General features: G+C 72.2%; 16 protein-coding genes. 5 read left to right on the forward strand and 11 right to left on the reverse strand.

Annotated elements, in window-relative coordinates; translation table 11 throughout:
• Positions 1-129 precede the first annotated feature (129 nt).
• On the forward strand, positions 130-1,527 hold the full coding sequence (locus ACZ6WH_RS08175) for a TerD family protein (protein ID WP_469726874.1): 1,398 nt from the start codon (positions 130-132) through the stop codon (positions 1,525-1,527).
• Positions 1,528-1,572: 45 nt separating this feature from the next.
• Here the strand turns inward: ACZ6WH_RS08175 and ACZ6WH_RS08180 are convergent, their stop codons facing one another.
• Positions 1,573-2,889 carry a glycosyltransferase gene (locus tag ACZ6WH_RS08180; protein ID WP_469726876.1) on the reverse strand — a complete coding sequence of 439 codons (1,317 nt, stop codon included), beginning with the start codon at positions 2,887-2,889 and terminating at the stop codon, positions 1,573-1,575.
• A 95-nt stretch (positions 2,890-2,984) separates the two neighbouring features.
• Between ACZ6WH_RS08180 and ACZ6WH_RS08185 the strand changes: the two genes are divergently transcribed.
• The 3 genes from ACZ6WH_RS08185 to ACZ6WH_RS08195 all read left to right on the forward strand — a co-directional run bounded on the left by ACZ6WH_RS08185 (position 2,985) and on the right by ACZ6WH_RS08195 (position 5,267).
• Entirely contained in the window at positions 2,985-3,830 is an 846-nt protein-coding gene (locus tag ACZ6WH_RS08185) for a glutamate racemase (RefSeq protein ID WP_469726878.1), read from the forward strand.
• 234 nt (positions 3,831-4,064) lie between these two features.
• The gene (locus ACZ6WH_RS08190; protein WP_469726879.1) at positions 4,065-4,655 is read left to right on the forward strand and encodes a hypothetical protein; all 591 of its coding nucleotides are present in this window, start codon (positions 4,065-4,067) and stop codon (positions 4,653-4,655) included.
• Between the two features lie 132 nt (positions 4,656-4,787).
• Positions 4,788-5,267: an NUDIX hydrolase gene (locus tag ACZ6WH_RS08195; RefSeq protein ID WP_469726881.1), complete on the forward strand. Its 480-nt coding sequence runs from the start codon at positions 4,788-4,790 to the stop codon at positions 5,265-5,267.
• Positions 5,268-5,359: 92 nt separating this feature from the next.
• Here the strand turns inward: ACZ6WH_RS08195 and ACZ6WH_RS08200 are convergent, their stop codons facing one another.
• Entirely contained in the window at positions 5,360-6,025 is a 666-nt protein-coding gene (locus ACZ6WH_RS08200; protein WP_469726883.1) for an antibiotic biosynthesis monooxygenase, read from the reverse strand.
• A gap of 143 nt (positions 6,026-6,168) precedes the next feature.
• On the opposite strand from ACZ6WH_RS08200, the gene soxR reads away from it, so the two are divergent.
• Positions 6,169-6,654 (forward strand): redox-sensitive transcriptional activator SoxR, encoded by a 486-nt coding sequence (gene soxR / locus ACZ6WH_RS08205; protein WP_432851519.1) that lies wholly within the window; start codon positions 6,169-6,171, stop codon positions 6,652-6,654.
• A gap of 44 nt (positions 6,655-6,698) precedes the next feature.
• On the opposite strand, the gene ACZ6WH_RS08210 is transcribed toward soxR, so the two are convergent.
• The 9 genes from ACZ6WH_RS08210 to ACZ6WH_RS08250 all read right to left on the reverse strand — a co-directional run bounded on the left by ACZ6WH_RS08210 (position 6,699) and on the right by ACZ6WH_RS08250 (position 16,847).
• Positions 6,699-7,682, reverse strand: coding sequence for an aldo/keto reductase (locus ACZ6WH_RS08210; protein ID WP_469726884.1), 984 nt, complete (start codon positions 7,680-7,682; stop codon positions 6,699-6,701).
• Positions 7,683-7,736: 54 nt separating this feature from the next.
• Positions 7,737-9,056, reverse strand: a complete 1,320-nt coding sequence (locus tag ACZ6WH_RS08215) for an activator-dependent family glycosyltransferase (RefSeq protein ID WP_469727213.1) — start codon at positions 9,054-9,056, stop codon at positions 7,737-7,739.
• A 64-nt stretch (positions 9,057-9,120) separates the two neighbouring features.
• Entirely contained in the window at positions 9,121-9,861 is a 741-nt protein-coding gene (locus ACZ6WH_RS08220; RefSeq protein WP_469726886.1) for a class I SAM-dependent DNA methyltransferase, read from the reverse strand.
• Positions 9,858-11,243, reverse strand: a complete 1,386-nt coding sequence (locus ACZ6WH_RS08225; RefSeq protein ID WP_469726887.1) for an NDP-hexose 2,3-dehydratase family protein — start codon at positions 11,241-11,243, stop codon at positions 9,858-9,860. The genes ACZ6WH_RS08220 and ACZ6WH_RS08225 overlap by 4 nt, the downstream gene beginning before the upstream one ends.
• The gene (gene rfbB / locus ACZ6WH_RS08230) at positions 11,240-12,262 is read right to left on the reverse strand and encodes a dTDP-glucose 4,6-dehydratase (protein ID WP_469726889.1); all 1,023 of its coding nucleotides are present in this window, start codon (positions 12,260-12,262) and stop codon (positions 11,240-11,242) included. The genes ACZ6WH_RS08225 and rfbB overlap by 4 nt, the downstream gene beginning before the upstream one ends.
• Entirely contained in the window at positions 12,259-13,329 is a 1,071-nt protein-coding gene (locus tag ACZ6WH_RS08235) for a glucose-1-phosphate thymidylyltransferase (RefSeq protein ID WP_469726891.1), read from the reverse strand. Before ACZ6WH_RS08235 ends, rfbB begins: the two co-directional genes overlap by 4 nt.
• Positions 13,330-13,454: 125 nt before the next feature.
• Positions 13,455-15,026 (reverse strand): MFS transporter, encoded by a 1,572-nt coding sequence (locus ACZ6WH_RS08240; protein ID WP_469726892.1) that lies wholly within the window; start codon positions 15,024-15,026, stop codon positions 13,455-13,457.
• Positions 15,027-15,116: 90 nt separating this feature from the next.
• Positions 15,117-15,695: a dTDP-4-dehydrorhamnose 3,5-epimerase family protein gene (locus ACZ6WH_RS08245; RefSeq protein WP_469726893.1), complete on the reverse strand. Its 579-nt coding sequence runs from the start codon at positions 15,693-15,695 to the stop codon at positions 15,117-15,119.
• A 3-nt stretch (positions 15,696-15,698) separates the two neighbouring features.
• Complete coding sequence (locus tag ACZ6WH_RS08250) at positions 15,699-16,847, reverse strand: DegT/DnrJ/EryC1/StrS aminotransferase family protein (protein WP_469726895.1); 1,149 nt, start codon at positions 16,845-16,847, stop codon at positions 15,699-15,701.
• Positions 16,848-16,858: the final 11 nt, after the last annotated feature.

Here is a 16,858-nt window from a genome sequence, read left to right on the forward strand (position 1 = left end):
ACGTGTAAAGAGCCGCTCACCGGAAGGTGAAATCTTGCCTTCGTCGCCAGGTCCGGAGCATGTCGGAGACCCCCTAGGTTGGGAGGCGGCGTGCCGCGAAGCGGGCGCGCGAAACCGAAGGAGGCGGCCATGTCGATGCCCAAGGGGGGCAACGCTCCGGTGGAGGCCGGCGCGGTACGGATCGAGCTGAGCTGGCGGACCGGCCCGGGCGTCCCGGACGTGGACGCGTCCGCGCTGCTGCTGGACGGCGGCAAGGTGCGGGACGACGGCGACTTCGTGTTCTACAACCAGCCGGCGCACGCCTCGGGCGCCGTGCGCCACGAGGGCAAGCGGACCGCGGACGGCACCGCCGCCGACGTCCTCGCCGTCGACCTCACCGCCGTGGAACCGGCGATCGAGCGGGTGGTGCTCGCGGCCTCCGCGGACGGCGGAACGTTCGGGCAGGTACCGGGGCTGAGCGTGCGGGTCCTCGACGCGACGGGCACGAAGGCGGGCGGCGCCGGCTCTCCGGGGGCCGGGGCCGCGGCCTCCGGTGGTGCCGAACTCGTGCGGTTCGACAGCCAGGACGCCACCGTGGAGACCGCCTTCGTGCTCGGCGAGCTCTACCGCAGGCAGGGCGGCTGGAAGTTCCGCGCGGTCGGCCAGGGCTACGACCGCGGGCTGGCCGGACTGGCCACGGACTACGGGATCAGCGTGGACGATCCGGGTCCGGCGCCCTTGCGGCAGCCTGCCCCGGCGCCCTTGCAGCCGACCGCCCCGGCGCCAGCTGCCGTCCCCGAGGCGCCCGCGGCCGCACCGGCGCACTCGGTGACGCCGGGTCAACCCGATGCGTCAACCCCCGCGCCCCCGGCGCATGCCGCAAGCCCGTCCGCCCTCACCCCCGTACGTCTGTCGAAAGTCACCCTCACGAAGGACGCCCCCGCCGTCTCGCTGACGAAGCAGGGCGGCACGTCGGGCGCGCTGCGGGTGAACCTCAACTGGCAGATGCGCCCGGCGCCCCAGGGGACGGGCTGGGGCCGCAAGCTCAGCCGCGCGCTCGCCGGCCCCGCAGCGCTCGACCTCGACCTGGGCGCGCTGTACGAACTGACCGACGGCAGCAAGGGCGTCGTACAGGCCCTGGGCAACGCCTTCGGCTCCTTGCACGCCCCGCCCTACCTCCACCTCGACGGCGACGACCGCACCGGCGCCGTGGCCGCCGGCGAGAACCTCACGGTCAACCTCGACCACCAGCACCTCATCAAGCGGATCCTCTTCTTCGTCACCATCTACGAAGGCGCGCGCAGCTTTGGGGACCTCAACGCCACGGTCACCCTCACCCCGCAGCGCGGCGCGCCCGTCGACTTCTCCCTCGACGAGTGCACCGTGCCGTCCAACGTGTGCGCACTGGCGCTGCTCCTCAATACGGGCAGCGAACTGGTCGTCCAGCGGGAGGCCCGCTACCTCGTCCCCGAGCGGGGCGTCAGCCCGCAGCGCACGGTGGACCAGGCGTACGGCTGGGGGATGCGGTGGGCGCCGGGCCGGAAGTGAAGCGCGCGGCCCGCGTGCCCGTCCGGGCGCGCACACGTCACGCCCTCAGGCGCCCTCCGACGCCTCTCCGGGGGCGGCGGTCCCCGCTCCCGAGGGCGGCGCCCCGTACGTCCGTCCCTTCCAGGCGGCGCCGCGCCCCCGGTAGTGCCGCACGGCCGAGTCGACCGTCATCAGGAGGTACAGCAGCGCCGTGAAGGGCAACAGGGGCGCCGTCCACGGCGGCTGACGGTAGTAGCGCAGCATCGGCAGGTAGGTGCCCGTCATCACCGCCCAGGCGAGGCCCCCGAGGAGCGCGGCCGGCAAGCTGCCGCCCACCAGGCCCGCGACCAGCGCGACCGGCGGCGCCAGGTAGACCAGCGCCAGGCCCAGGACCGTGCCCACCAGGAGCAGCGGGCTGTGCAGCAGTTGTGCGTACGCGCTGCGCGCCACCATCCGCCAGAGGTCGGCCAGGCGCGGGTACGGCCGCACGCTGTCCACGTGGTCCGCGAGTCCCAGCCAGATCCGCCCCGAATCCGGCCCGTGCCGGCCCCCGGAGCGCTTCACGGCGCGGGCCAGTGTCACGTCGTCGATCACCGCGTGCCGGATGCGCTCCGGAATGCCGGCCCGCTCGGCCGCGTCCCGGCGCAGCAGGACGCAGCCGCCGGCCGCCGCCGCGGTACGCGCGCCCGGCCGGTTCACCCAGCGGAACGGGTACAGCTGGCCGAAGAAGTACACGAAGGCGGGGACGATCAGCCGCTCCCAGAAGTCCGCCACCCGCAGCCGTGCCATCTGCGACACCAGGTCCAGGTCGGCCGCGCGGGCCGCGGACACGAGGGCGCGCAGGCTGTCCGGCCCGTGCGCGATGTCCGCGTCGGTCAGCAGCACGTACTCCGCGTCCGTCCGCTCCCGGGCGAGCGCCATGCCGTGCCGCACCGCCCACAGCTTGCCCGTCCACCCCGGGGCCGGCTCGCCGGGCGAGGTCACGGTGAGCGGCAACCCGCCGGCTCCGTCCGCCAGCGCCCGGGCCAGCCCGCCGGTGCCGTCCGTGCTGCCGTCGTCGACGAGGACGATCCCGGCGCGACCCGGATACGCCTGCGCCAGCAGCGACGGCAGGCTGACCGGCAGCACCTCCGCCTCGTCCCGCGCGGGGACGACGACGGCCACGGAGGGCCACTCGGCGGGCGGCTCGGGAACCCCCCGTACGGGCCCTGCGCGGCCGTCCGGCGGCCGGCGGGTGGTGCCGGGCGGCAGCGTCGCCTCCGTGCCGGGCGGCAGCCTCGCGTCCGTCCCGGGCGGCAGCCGTACGTCCGTCCGCCAGAAGAAGCCCTGGCCCGCCAGCAGCCAGCCCCACGCCACCAGCGACGCCCCAGCGATCCACGCCATCACAGCCACCCCGGCAGTGTGCCGCACGGCGCACCGTCCGCCGTGGAACCGGCCCGGTGCGGCCCGTACCGGGTCCGGCTGAGTAAAGTGTCCGGGTGAAGATCGCGCTCATGGACTCCGGCTCCGGCCTGCTCGCGGCCGCCGCGGCCGTGCGGCGGCTGCGGCCCGACGCCGGTCTCGTCATCTCCTCCGACCCCGACGGCATGCCGTGGGGCCCGCGTACCGCGGCCGACCTCACGGAGCGCGCGCTCGCCGTCGCCAGGAACGCCGCAGCGCACCGTCCGGACGCCCTGATCGTCGCCTGCAACACGGCCTCCGTCCACGCGCTGCCCACGCTCCGCGCCGAGCTGGAGCCGGGCCTCCCGGTGATCGGGACCGTCCCCGCGATCAAGCCCGCGGCGGCCGCCGGCGGCCCGGTGGCCATCTGGGCCACGCCCGCCACCACCGGCAGCCCGTACCAGCGGGGCCTGATCCGGTCGTTCGCGGCGGACACCGAGGTCGCCGAGGTGCCGTGCCCCGGGCTCGCCGACGCGGTCGAGGCCGCCGACGACGCGGCGATCGCCGCCGCGGTCACCGCGGCGGCGGCCCTCACTCCACCGGGCGTACGCGGCGTCGTTCTCGGCTGCACCCACTACGAGCTGGTCGCCGGGCGCATCAGGGACGCGCTCCAGAGCCCGGAGGGGCCCGCGCTCACCCTGTACGGCTCGGCGGAGGCGGTCGCCGCGCAGGCGCTGCGCCGCATCGGTGCCGAGCCGGCTCCCGCGGCCACTCCGAGCCGCGAGCTGACCGTCATCCTCAGCGGGCGTGCCGGCTCGCTCCCGGAGACGGCGCTGGCTTACGAAGAGGGCAGGCTGCTCGCCGGTACGGACGCCGGTTCCACCGCTCTTCGAGGCGCCGCGGTCCCCGCACCCGGAGAACCCACGGCGGAACCGGCCCGGTAGCCGGGCCGCCCTCGGGCACGGCGCAGGCGCGCTCCTCCGGTACGGCGCAGGGCGCTCCTCAGTGCGGCGCCCCCCTGACGGCCGGGCACGCAACGGAGCCGACCCGTTACGGGGAGCGTCAACTGAAGGATCGGCTCCGCCTCCTTCGGCACACTCATGGCTCGGCGTCTCATGCGTCACAGCGCGTTGTGCCGCCCGCTGCCGCACGACGGGAAGACGCGTACGCTGCGAACCATGAGGGACCACCCCCAGGAGGGGGCAGCTGCCCCCCACAGCAACGGCGCGCAGGACTCGCCCTGCGCCGCCGTCCCCGAGGTCTGGCACGGCCGCGCGACCAACCGCTTCCAGTGGCTGCTGGCCGCCGCCGGAGCGGCGTGCATGGCACTGGGCATCGAGCTGGCGGTCGACAACGCCTGGACGTCGGGCGCGACCCCGCTGCTGATGGCCGTCGTCGGCTGCGTCGCCGCCGGACTGCTCGTCCTCTTCGGCACGCTCGCCTTCGTCCACGTGGCCGTACGGGTCGACAAGGACTGCCTCGAAGTGCGCTGCGGCCACATCGGGCTGCCGCGCCGCCGCATCCCGCTCTCACACGTGGTCGACGTCGACTTCGCGCCCCGCGTCACGCCCTGCCACTGGGGTGGCTGGGGCTACCGCTGGCGTCCCGAGCAGGGCACGGCCGTGATCGTGCGGCGCGGCGAGGCGGTGATCCTCCGGCTCGGCGACGGCCGTACCTTCACCGTCACCGTGGACGACGCGGAGGCCGCCGTCCGCTGCATCCGCTCCCGCCTCGGCCTGCGGCCGCACCCCGCCCCGGACACCGCCTAGCCTGCGGCTCCCGCCCAGGACGCCGCCCAGCGACGGCCCCCGGCACCGCCCGGTCGCGCGGACGGCGGAACGCCCCAGGTAACGCGCCGGAAGCATTTCGTTCCGCCGCCGGGCGCTCGCTAGGGTGCGGGCATGGCGACACCCGACTTCATCCGCGAAATCCGCGCGACCGCCGGCCACCAGCTGCTCTGGATGCCAGGTGTCAGCGCCATCGTCCTCGACGACGAGGGCCGGGTGCTGCTGGGACGACGCGCGGACAGCGGCCGCTGGTCGATCATCGGCGGCATTCCCGACCCGGGCGAACAGCCCGCGGTCTGCGCCGCGCGCGAGGTCCTGGAGGAGACCGCCGTCCACTGCGTCCCGGAGCGCGTCCTCCTGGTACAGGCCCTGGAGCCGGTCACGTACCCCAACGGCGACCGCTGCCAGTTCATGGACATCTGCTTCCTCTGCCGTGCGGAGAGCAGCGAGTGCCGCGTGAACGACGACGAGTCGCTGGAGGTCGGCTGGTTCGCACTCGACTCCCTGCCGCCCCTGGACTCCTTCGCCCTCCATCGCATCAAGCTGGCCACGGAGGAGGCCCCCACCTGGTTCGAGGGCGTGCCGGCGGCGTAGGCGGGCGAGTACCGCGACGGCGGCCCGGCCGGGGCCGGGCCGCCCCTCCCGCCGGGAAGGGCGGGCCCACCGCGGGCCACCGCGGGCCGGTGTCACCGCGGGGCGGTGACGCTCTCGTGGAGTACGTAGCGCTTGCCTCCGAGGCCGCGGACGCCGGGCATGTCCTGGATGGCTTCGAACGCCTTGGTGGGCATCTCGCTCTTCATGAAGTTCTCGTGGGACTCCTCGTCGACCCACTCCGCGTAGTTGAGCACCCGGGACCCGTCGGTGCTGACATGGAAGTGCAGGGCCACCAGGCCGGGGTACGGCGGGGCCAGCGGGCCGTCGAGCAGGGCGTCGGCGACCAGGCGCTGGCGCTCGGGGCCGTCGACGTCGAAGACCGGCGCGACGATGCAGCCGGGAACGGTTCCGGGGTCGGTCACGTTGCTGCGGTGCAGCCGGTAGCGGATGGGGTCGGCGCGCCGCACGTCGCCCGTTCCGTCCACCCCGTCCTTCCTGCCCCGTTCGGCACGCACGAAGGCGTCGTAGGCGTCCTGGCCCGTCCACTGGGCGTACGTCAGGACGTTCTCGCCATCGGTGCTCACGAACGTGTTGAACGAAAGAAAGCCCTCCGGTGCGGGGCGCTCGCGCCACGGGGCCGTGGCCGCTTCGCTCGCCACGAGTTGCCGGGCGGGCGACCCCACGTAGAGCGGGCTCACCAAGGCCAATCCGGCGTCCGGCCGGGCTATGTCGGGCAGCGGGCTGACGGTCCGGGCCACGGGCCCTCCTCAAGTGCGTTCCGGTTTCGGGTTGTTACGATCAAATCCTGCAACCTCAACACGTGTTGAGGTCAATCCCGCCCGGCCGGTTGCCACGGCGATACCGGTGCGGGCGGGACATCGGGGAGAATGGGGGGAATGCGGTGGCCACGAGAGGAACCGGCTCCGAGCACGGCGAACTCACCGTCGGTGAGCTGGCGGCCCGCAGCGGAGTAGCCGTCTCGGCGCTCCACTTCTACGAGCGCCAGAAGCTGATCACCAGTCGGCGCACCAGCGGCAACCAGCGGCGTTTCAAGCGTGAGACGCTGAGGCGGGTCGCGCTCATCCGTCTCGCGCAACGGCTCGGCATCCCGCTGTCGGAGGTCGCCGAGGTGCTCGCGACCCTGCCGGACAACCGCACGCCCACGCGCAGCGACTGGCTGAAGCTGTCCGAGCGCTGGCAGGACGAACTCGACCTGCGCATCCTCCAGCTCCAGCAGATCCGCGACCGGTTCGCTGACTGCATCGGCTGCGGCTGCCTCTCGCTGGAACGCTGCAGGATGGCCAATCCGGACGACGACCTCTCGGTCCATGGCACCGGGCCGCAGCTGCTCGGTACGTACGCGTGCAAGCCCGGTGCCAAGGGCTGAGGTGCGCCCCGCGGGAACCGGCTTCGGCCGGCCCGGCGCGGTGGTCAGCCGGTGATCCACGCCTCCGGGGCCGCCGAGCCCGGCCCCGGGAACAGCGCATCGAGCCGTGACAGAACCTCGGCCGGCAGGCGGAGATCCAACGCCGCGACCGCGTCGTCCAGTTGACCGCCACTGCGCGGGCCGATCACGGGGGCGGTGACCCCCGGCCGGGACAGCACCCAGGCCAGCCCGACGCGGGCCGGCGGCTCACCGAGATCACGGCAGAGACGCTCGTACTCCTCGACGCGGTCGAAGTGCTCCTTCAGCGCCGGTACCGCACGCCCCTGGGCCGACTTGACCGCGGTTCCGTCGCGCAGCTTCTCCAGCACCCCCGCCAGCAGCCCGCCGTGCAGCGGCGACCACGGCAGGACGGCCATGCCGTACGCCTCCGCCGCGGGGATCAGCTCCAGCTCCACCAGGCGGGTGACGAGGTTGTACGCACACTGCTCGGACACCAGGCCCAGGAAGTGCCGGCGGGCGGCCGCTTCCTGGGCCATGGCCACGTGCCAGCCCGCGAAGTTGGAGGACCCCACGTAGAGCACCTTCCCCTGGGAGACCAGCAGGTCCAGGGCCTGCCAGATCTCGTCCCACGGCGCGGTGCGGTCCACGTGGTGCAGCTGATACAGATCGATCCGGTCGGTCCGGAGGCGGCGCAGCGACGCCTCGCAGGAAGCGATGATGTGCCGGGCCGACAGGCCGCTGTCGTTGGGCGCGTCGGACATCGGGTTGCCGACCTTGGTGGCCAGCACGGTCCGGTCCCGGTTCGCCGGGTTCCCGGCGAACCACCGGCCGATCGACTCCTCGGTGTACCCCTTGTGCACCCGCCACCCGTACATGTCGGCGGTGTCGAGGAAGTTCAGGCCGTGTTCCAGGGCCTGGTCCATGATGCGATGGCCGTCCTCCTCGGACACCCGGCCGCCGAAGTTGACCGTTCCCAGGCACAGTCTGCTCACCTGCAGTGCGGTGCGCCCCAGGCGTGTGTATTCCATGCGTCCTTCCTCAGTGCTGTCCGGCGGGCTCGCCGCAACGGCGTGTGGTCCCGGTCATCCGCGCACGTCGACGCGGTGGTGAGCGGTCAGCCGCTCCAGGGCCGGCACGATCTCACCGGGGGACGGGGCGGCGAGGCGGTCGGCGTACAGCCGCGCGGCGCCCTCCTGGAAGGAAGGCTCCTCCAGGAGCCGGACGAGCTGTTTGCGCAGCAGGTCCACGCTGAACTCGGCGGAGTCGAGGGCGATGCCGCCGCCCCGCCGCTCGACGTACCGCGCCGCCACCCGTTCGTCCCAGGTGGGGACGGGAATGATGAGCTGCGGTACCCGCTGGGCCACGGCCGCGGAGAAGGTTCCCCACCCGCCGTGGTGGACGATCGCCGAGCAGGTGGGCAGCAGCTGGCTGAGCGGTACGAAGTCGACCGCGCGGACGTTGTCGGGCAGCGGTCCGATGCCGGTCAGCTGCGTACTGTTGAGCGTGGCGACCAGCTCGATGTCGAGCTCGGCCACCATGTCGAGCACCTCGGCCAGCGGGAAGCCGGTGTCCTTGCCGAAGAGGTTGCGCGAGCTGACACCCAGCGTCAGGCACACCCGGGGCCGCTCCGGTGACTCGCGGAGCCAGTCGGGCAGGACGGACGCCTCGTTGTACGGGACCCAGCGCAGCGGAAGGGTGCGGGTGTCCAGGGGCAGCCGTGCGGTCTGGGGCACCAGGTCGACGCTCCACTGCCCCAGCAGCGTCTCCTCGGTGAAGTCGAGCCCGTACCGGCTCAGCATCGGCCGGACCAGCTCCACCAGGGGGTCCGTACGGTCGCCCCGCTCCCGGGCCTGCGCGCGCACCCAGGCGATCTTGTCCTGGCCCCACAGGATGCGGGCATGAGCCGCACCGACGCTGCGTGCCGCGACCGGCGCGGGCAGGCACAGCGGGTCCCACAGGACGAGGTCGGGCTGCCAGGAGCGGGCGAAGCCGACGAGTTCGTCGACCATGCCGGGACGTCCCGAGCCCGGCTCCTCCAGCGGGTAGCACTGTCCGACGATGGCGACCAGGTAGTCCCTGAGCTGCTCCCACTCGGTGCTGTGGGTGACGTCGAGCGAGAAGGCGTCCGCCGGGATGTCCAGCCGGGCGCCCCCGTCGTCCGGCGAGTCGGCGGGTGCGGAGCCGGCCTCCGTCGCGGCCGTGCCGTCATCCTCGCCGGTGGGGACGACCGTATCGCCGAGGGTGACGGCGGTGAGGCCCGCCCGGGTCGCCGTAGGGGCCATGTCGGCCGCGCCCATCCCGGGGTGGCCGACGACGCAGACCTCGTGCCCGGCGTTCTGCAGTGCCCACGCCAGCGGAATGACGGGGTAGAGGTGTGAGGTGGACGGGAAGACCGCGAACATCACTCGCACGGTCGTGCTCCTTTCGTTGCGGGGCTGCTGATCGTTTGCGGATGCCGGGTGTTCCTCACTTGCGGACACCGACGAAGAGGCCGCGGCCGTTGGGGCCGCCCTCGGTGTACTGCGCCTCGATGCCTGCCGCGGCGAAGCCGGACAGGTACTCGTCCAGGGTGAACAGGGAGTGCACCTCGGTCTCGGTGAAGTCCCGGATGCCGCCGGGCTCGGCCACCGTGTAGCGGACCGTCATACGGCTCGTCCGGCCGTCCCGTACGGAGTGCGAGACGCGGCTGATGACGCGGTGCTCCTCGTGGGTCACCGCTCCGGACACGAAGCCGTCGAGGAACTTCTCCGGGAACCACCACGGTTCGGTGATCACCACACCGCCGGGAACCGTGTGCCGGGCCAGGCTCCCGATGGCGTCGTGCAGGTCGCCGACGGAGTCCATGTAGCCCAGCGAGAAACACATGCACGTGACCGCGTCGAAGGTGCGCCCGAGGTCGAAGTCGCGCATGTCGCCGGGGTGGACGGGGACGCCCGGCAGCTTCGCTGCGGCGATCTCCCGCATGCCTTCCGACAGTTCCAGGCCCGCCACCGCCCCGAAGTGCCGGGCGAAGTGACGCAGGTGCTCCCCGGTACCGCAGGCCACATCGAGCAGCGAGTCCGCCGCGGGGAAGCGCTGCCGCACCAGCTCCGTCATGCCGGACGCCTCGGCGGCCCAGTCCCTGCCCCGCGAGGCGTGGATGGCGTCGTAGATCTCGGCGTGTTCCTGGCTGTATTCCATGGTCTGCTTGCCGGTTGTCACGTTCACTGCGGTTCTCCCCATCGGAGCGGAAGGGTGCGGAGACAGGCGAGCAACGTGCGGGCCTGTACGTTGACGTAGTGGCCGTGGCGCACCAGGGCGGCCAGCTGGCCTTGGGTCACCCAGCGGTAGCCGGGAGGCGGCACGTCCGGCGCCTCGGCCTCGTCGGCCTCGATCAGCAGGTAGCGGCTCTCGGCGTTCAGGAAGCGACCGCCCTCCTCGGAGAGCACCGCCTCGTAACGGATGCGCGCCGGGTCCGCCGACAGGACGAGGTCGAGGAAGGGCGGTCGTTGCCCGTGCGGCAGGTGGGCGTAGTTGCCGGGGGTGTACTGGACGGTGGGGCCCAGTTCGACGGTGTCCCGGAAGCCGCCCTCCACCCGCGCGTGGACCAGCACGTGGGGCACACCGCCGATGCGGCGGACGAGGAACGCGGTCACGCCGAGTCCGACGGGTTCGATGAGCGGCTGCGTCCAGCGGGACACCTCACGGCTCCCGGCCGCCACGTCGACCGCCACGACCTTGAAGTAGCGCCCTTCCTCATGGTCGATCGACGACTCGCCCCGCACCCACCCCCGGGTCTCGTTCAGGGGCAGCGGATCGGCCCGGACCTCGTGGCGTGCGCGTTCGGCGGTGAACCAGGACATCAGCTCCGCGTCGGAGTGCAGCGCCCGCGGCTCGTCCCCGCCGGTCGGGGCACCGGCCAGCACCGTCCGGGCGTCCATGTTCACGACGTTGTCCCGCCGGAGCAGTTCGCCGATCTGCCCGAGGGTGAGCCAGCAGAAGTCCTCGTGCAGCGGCGGGTCCTCGTCCGTTTCGACGATCATGTTGCGGTTGCGCTTGTGGTGGAACCACGAGCCGTGCTCGGACTGCAGTACGTCGGCCACCACCCTGCCGCGCTCGGGCCGGATGAAGTACTCGATGTACTGAACGTCCGCCCCTCGGTGCACCTTCGTGTAATTGCTGCGCGTCGCCTGGACGGTCGGTGAGAGCTGCAGCAGTCCGGGGTTGCCCGGCTCCATCTTGGCCTGCATCAGCAGGTGCAGCACTCCGTCGAAGCGCTTGGCGAGGATGCCGAGGATGCCGATCTCGGGCTGGCTGATGATGGGCTGCTGCCATTCGGGGAAGGGCTGCGTACCGGTGCGCACGTGCAGCCCTCCGACCGTGAAGAAGCGGCCGCTGCGGTGCACGAGATTCCCCGTGGCCCGTTCGAAGGACCAGCCGTCGAGGTCGGCGAAGGGAATGCGCCGCACCTCGAAGGCGTGCGCGCGCCGGCGCTCGGCCAGCCAGCGCGGGATGTCCTCGGTGCGCATCATGGCGCCGTCGGACACGCTCGCGGAGTGGGCGAAGCGGGCGGACGAGGCGCTGTCCGTCCGTGCGCGCAGCGCCGTCACGCCAGGACCTCCTGCCCGGCCGCGGGGACAGCGGCCGGCACCTCGGCAGCGGTGCCGGCCTTGGCGGCCCGCCACCAGTCGGGGTTGTCCCGGTACCAGGCCACGGTGTCGGCCAGGCCCCGGTCGAAGGGCACCTGCGGCGCGTACCCCAGCTCTTCGCGGATCTTGGTGTCGTCCAAGGCGTACCGCAGGTCGTGGCCCTTGCGGTCCGCCACGTAACGGATCATGGAGTCGTCCGCACCGCACAGCTCCAGCAGGCGTTCGGTGAGGGCGAGGTTGGTCCGTTCGTCACCGCCGCCGACGTTGTAGACCTCGCCGGCCCGGCCGGCCGTGAGGACCTGGTGAACGGCTCTGCAGTGATCGTCGACGTGCAGCCATTCGCGGACGTTGCCGCCGTCGCCGTACAGGGGGAGCGGGCGGCCCTCCAGCAGGTTGGTCACGAAGAAGGGGATCAGCTTCTCGGGGTGCTGACGCGGGCCGTAGTTGTTGGAGCACCGCGTGATGGACAGGTTCAGGCCGTGGGTCCGCCAGTAGGACCGGGCGATCAGGTCGGAGCCGGCCTTGCTGGCGGCGTACGGCGAGTTGGGCAGCAGCGGCTGCTCCTCGGTCCAGGAACCCCGCGCGATGGACCCGTAGACCTCGTCGGTGGAGATGTGGACGATGCGCTCGATGCCCGTTTCCAGGCAGGCGTCGAGCACGGTCTGGGTCCCTCCGACGTTGGTGCGGACGAACTCCGCCGCGGACTCCAGGGAACGGTCGACGTGCGACTCGGCGGCGAAGTGCACCACGGCGTCATGGCCGGGAAACAGGTCCAGGAGGAGGGGGAGGTCGCAGATGTCCCCCCGCACGAAGCGCAGCCGGGGGTGGGCGGTGGGCAGATTGGCGCGGTTCCCGGCGTAGCTGAGCTTGTCCAGGACGGTCACCCGGGCGTCTTCGAACCCCGGGTAGCCGCCGGACAACAGGGTGCGCACGTAGTGGGAGCCGATGAAGCCGGCGCCTCCGGTCACGAGCAGGTTCACGCCGCCACCTCGATCTGGGTGTGGTCCCCCACCACGAGGCGGTGGCGGGGCGTGTCGAGGGGAGTGGAGGAGCGCACCGTCGCCCCGCGGCCGATCAGCGAACCGTGCAGCCCCCGTACCTGGGAGATCTGCGCGCCGTCGAGGACGATGGAGTAGCCCAGGTGCATGTCGCGCAGGACGCAGTCCCTGCCGATCGAGGTGTGCGCGCCCACGTGGCTGTCCTCGATGACGGCACCGGCACCGATGACGGCCGGCCCCTCGATGCAGGAGCGGGTCACGCGCGCGCCCGGGTGGATGACCACGGGCCCCATCAGCAGGCTCGCGTCGTCGACCTCCCCCTCGATGGAGGTGCGCAGCCCGGCGAGGAGGTCCCGGTTGCATTCCAGGACGTCCTCGACCCGGCCGGTGTCGCGCCAGTAGCCCGTGTACTCGCTGGCCTTTACGTGCCCGCCATGGCTGACCAGCCACTGGATCGCGTCGGTGATCTCCAGCTCGCCCCGGGCGCTGGGCTCGATCGCGGCGACCGCCCGGTGGACGGCGGAGGTGAAGAAGTAGACGCCGATGAGCGCCAGGTTGCTCCGCGGCTCCCGGGGCTTCTCGACCAGCCGCAGTACCGATCCGTCCGCGCCGAGCTCGGCGACGCCGAAGGCGCGGGGGTCGTCCACCTGGTGCACGACCACCTGGGCGTCCGGCCGGTGGGCGGCGAAGTCCCGGGCGATGGCGCCGATGCCGTCCGGGAGCATGTTGTCCCCGAGGTACATGACGAAGTCGTCGTCCCCGAGGAAGTCGCGTGCCAGCGTGACGCAGTGGGCCAGGCCCAGCGGTGCGTCCTGCGGGATGTAGGTGATCCGCAGGCCGAGCCGGGAGCCGTCGCCGATCACGGAGGCGATCTCCGCTCCCCAGTCACCGACGATGACGGCGACGTCGGTCACGTTCAGCTCGCGCACGTTGTTGAGCACGTGCTCCAGGACCGGCTTGTTGGCCACCGGTATCAGCTGTTTGGGCATGGAGTAACTGAAGGGGCGCAGGCGGGTTCCCGCCCCGCCCGACAGCACCAGGGCTTTCATCGGGGTCGTCTCCTCATGGCGTTGGTACGGGATCGTGCGACGGCCGGGTGGCCGCGCACAGCGCAGCAGGGGTGCGGCCACCCGTTTCCGGGCGGCCGCACCCCTGCTGCGGTCGGTGCGTGGTGCTACAGGCTGCTGGGGGCCACGTCCTTCCCGCCGTCCGCGTGGTCCACGGCGTCGTCCTCCGCCTGTTCGGCGGGGTTCACGTTGCGGAGCACCACCGTCACGACGGCAGCGGTGATCAGGATCAGGGGGGTGGCGACCAGTGCGTTCATCTGCAGCCCGTGGGCGAACGCCGACCGGGCGGCCTCCGCGAGCGCGTCGCCGGCCTGCCCCGGGAGCCGCGCGGCCGCCTGCAGGGCCCCGGCGAGGGTGTCACCGGCGGAGGCGGGCGCCGACGCGGGCACCTCGCCGGTCATCCGGCTCTGGTAGACGGCGTTGACGATGCTGCCGACGACGGCGATGCCGAGCGCGCCGCCGAACTCGTTGGCGGTTTCGGAGATGGCGGCGGCCGGTCCTGCCCGGTCGGGCGGAGCGGCGCCGACGATCATGTCGATGCCCAGGGCCGACACCGGCGCGAGGCCGGCGAACATCAGGATCGAAGCGGCCACCACGACACCCGGGCCGGACCCGGCCTCGACCTGGGTGAGCAGGCCGAAGCCCACGGCGGCGACGACCATGCCGGCCCCGAAGACGTAGGCGGAGCGCACCTTGCTGACGATGCCCGACGCGGCCAGGGCCGCGACCATGCCCGCCAGCACCGCGGGCAGCATCCACAGGCCCGCCTGCATCGGGGACAGTCCCAGCACACTCTGCAGGAACTGGGCGACGACGAACTGGACACCCATGAGGAACATGACGGTGAGCAGCAGCGTGGTCAGCGAGGCGCTGAAGGCACGGTTGCGGAAGAGCGCCATGTCGAGCAGCGGGTGCGCGAGGCCGCGCTGGCGCCGTACGAAGACGACCCCGACGGCCAGCCCGACCACGATCATCACCGCGGGCACCGGCTGGAGGCCGTGCTTGGCGACCTCCTTCAGCCCGTAGATCAGTGACAGGACGGAGACCATCGACAGCGCGGCGCTGGCCAGGTCCACCCTGTCGGCTTCGGGATTGCGGTATTCCGGCAGCAGCACCGGGCCGACGGCGAGCAGCAGCACCATGATGGGCACGGCGAGCAGGAAGACCGAGCCCCACCAGAAGTGTTCGAGCAGCACACCGCCGACCACCGGCCCGAGGGCGCCGCCGAGCATGAAGCTGGTGGACCACACCGTGACGGCCGTGGTGCGCTGCTGCGGCGACGGGAACATGTTGCGGATCAGCGAGAGGGTCGAGGGGGCGAGGCAGGCCCCGGCGATGCCGAGCAGGGCCCGGGTGACGATGAGCATCTCGGGAGTCTGCGCGTACGCCGTCAGCACCGAGGCGATCCCGAAGACGGTGGCGCCGCCCAGCAGCAGCCGCCGGCGTCCGACACGGTCGCCGACGGTGCCCATGGTGACGAGGAATCCGGCGATCAGGAACCCGTAGATGTCCGTGATCCACAGGAGTTGTGAGCTGCTGGGGTCGAGGTCCGCGCTGAGGTGCGGCACCGCCAGGTGCAGCAGCGTCAGGTCCATGGTCACGAGCATGGACGGCAGGGCCAGTACGGCCAGGCCGAGCCACTCGCGTTTGGTGGCCCGCGGTGGGGCGGTCACGTTCATGAGCAGGGTCTTCTCTCTTCGGGCGACAGAGCGGTCGGCGTCCCGGGGCCGGTGATGTTCAGGACGGTATGACCTGAACACGAGTTGAGGTCAAGGGATCTTTTGCGCCCAGCGGGAGAGCAGCCCGGCGGACCGGACGGCGGCCAGGCCGGGGGCCCGGGAGTCCTTGGGGGACATCAGCGGTGGTTCGGTGAAGTCCCAGGGGAGGGCGAGATCCGGGTCGAGCGGATGGATGTCGATCTGCGTGCCGGGGACGTAGGCGGTGGACAGCACGTAGCACACGCAGGCGTCGTCGGTGAGGGCCAGGAACCCGTGCCCGACGCCCTCGGGGATGAACACCGACCGGGCCGAGCCGGCGTCGAGCACGTTGACGTCGTACCGTCCGAAGGAGGGGGAGCCGATGCGGAGGTCGACGATGATGTCCCGCACGGCTCCGCGTACGCAGGTGACGTACTTGGCCTGCCCCGGCGGGCTGGTCACGCTGTGCAGTCCGCGCAGCGTATTGCGCCGGGAGCTGGAGTAATTGATCTGCCGGGTGGTGAAGGTCCGCCCGGCGGCCTCCTCCAGGACGTCGGTGCGGAAGGACTCGTAGAAGACGCCGCGCTCGTCGGGCAGCTGCTCGGGAGTGAGGACGAACGCTCCCGGAACGGAGGTTTCTGCGACGCGCACGACTCAGCCTCCGGTGGCGGGCCGGCGGTTCTCGACCGACTTGCGCAGCTCGTCGGCCACCTTCCGGACGTCCTCGGAGCTCAGCCCCTGGTGCAGCGGCAGCAGCAGCGTCACCTCCGCCGCCAGGTCCGTGGCCGGCAGATCGGTGCTCGCACCGTACGCCGCCACCTTGTGCAGGGGCGGATAGCGGAAGGTGGTGTAGATGCCGGCCGCCAGCAGGTCGGCGGCGACCTGGTCGCGGATGCCCGGGTCGAGCTGGACCCAGTAGAAGTAGTGGGACGAGAGGTGGCCGGCCGGCTGCCGCGGCGGGAGGGTGACGCCCTCGACGCCGGAGAGCAGCCGGTCGTACAGCTCGGCGGTCCGGCGCCGCGCCTCGATGAACTGCGGCAGCCTGCGCAGCTGCACACTGCCGAGCGCCGCGGTGAGGTCGTTGCCGATGATCCGGCGGCCGAACCCCTGGACGTCCAGCTCCCACCACCGGGCGGACGCCCGGGCGGAGGAGAATCCGCTGGCCTGTCCCATGCCGTGATAGGCCAGCCGGCGAGCCGCTGCCATCAGGGCGTCGTCGCGTACGTAGAGCATGCCGCCGTCACCGGTGACGAGCGTCTTCATGGCATCGAAGCTCCACACCCCGATGTCCCCGAACGTCCCGCACGTCCGGCCGTCCGCCCTGGAGGCCACCGCACAGGCGGCGTCCTCGACCAGGACGACGTTCCGCTCCCGGCACAGCTCGGCCAGTCGGCCGATCTCGCCGGGCGCACCGCCGAAGTGGAGCGCCAGCACGGCCTTGGTCCGCGGGGTCAGGGCCCGTTCGACGTCGGCGACGGTGGGGTTGAGCGTGCGCTGCGCGACATCGCAGAACACCGGTCGTGCTCCGGTCGCGGCGATGGCGTTGGCGGCCGCAACGAAGCTGACGGAGGGCAGGACCACGTCGTCGCCCGGCCCCAGTTCCAGCAGCTCGGCCGCCAGGAACAGGCCCGCGGTGGCGTTGTTGATGAAGAGCACGTTCGTGGCCGGGACGCCGAGGTGCGCCGCGAACTCGGCTTCGAACGCCTGGGTCCTCGGCCCCCGGCCCAGCCAGTTGCTGTCGAACACCTCGGCCAGCGCGTCGAGTTCTTCCTGTCCCAGACTGGGCTGGAATACGTTGATCATTCAGTTCTCCC

The organism is Streptomyces sp. NPDC050806, from assembly GCF_055586425.1.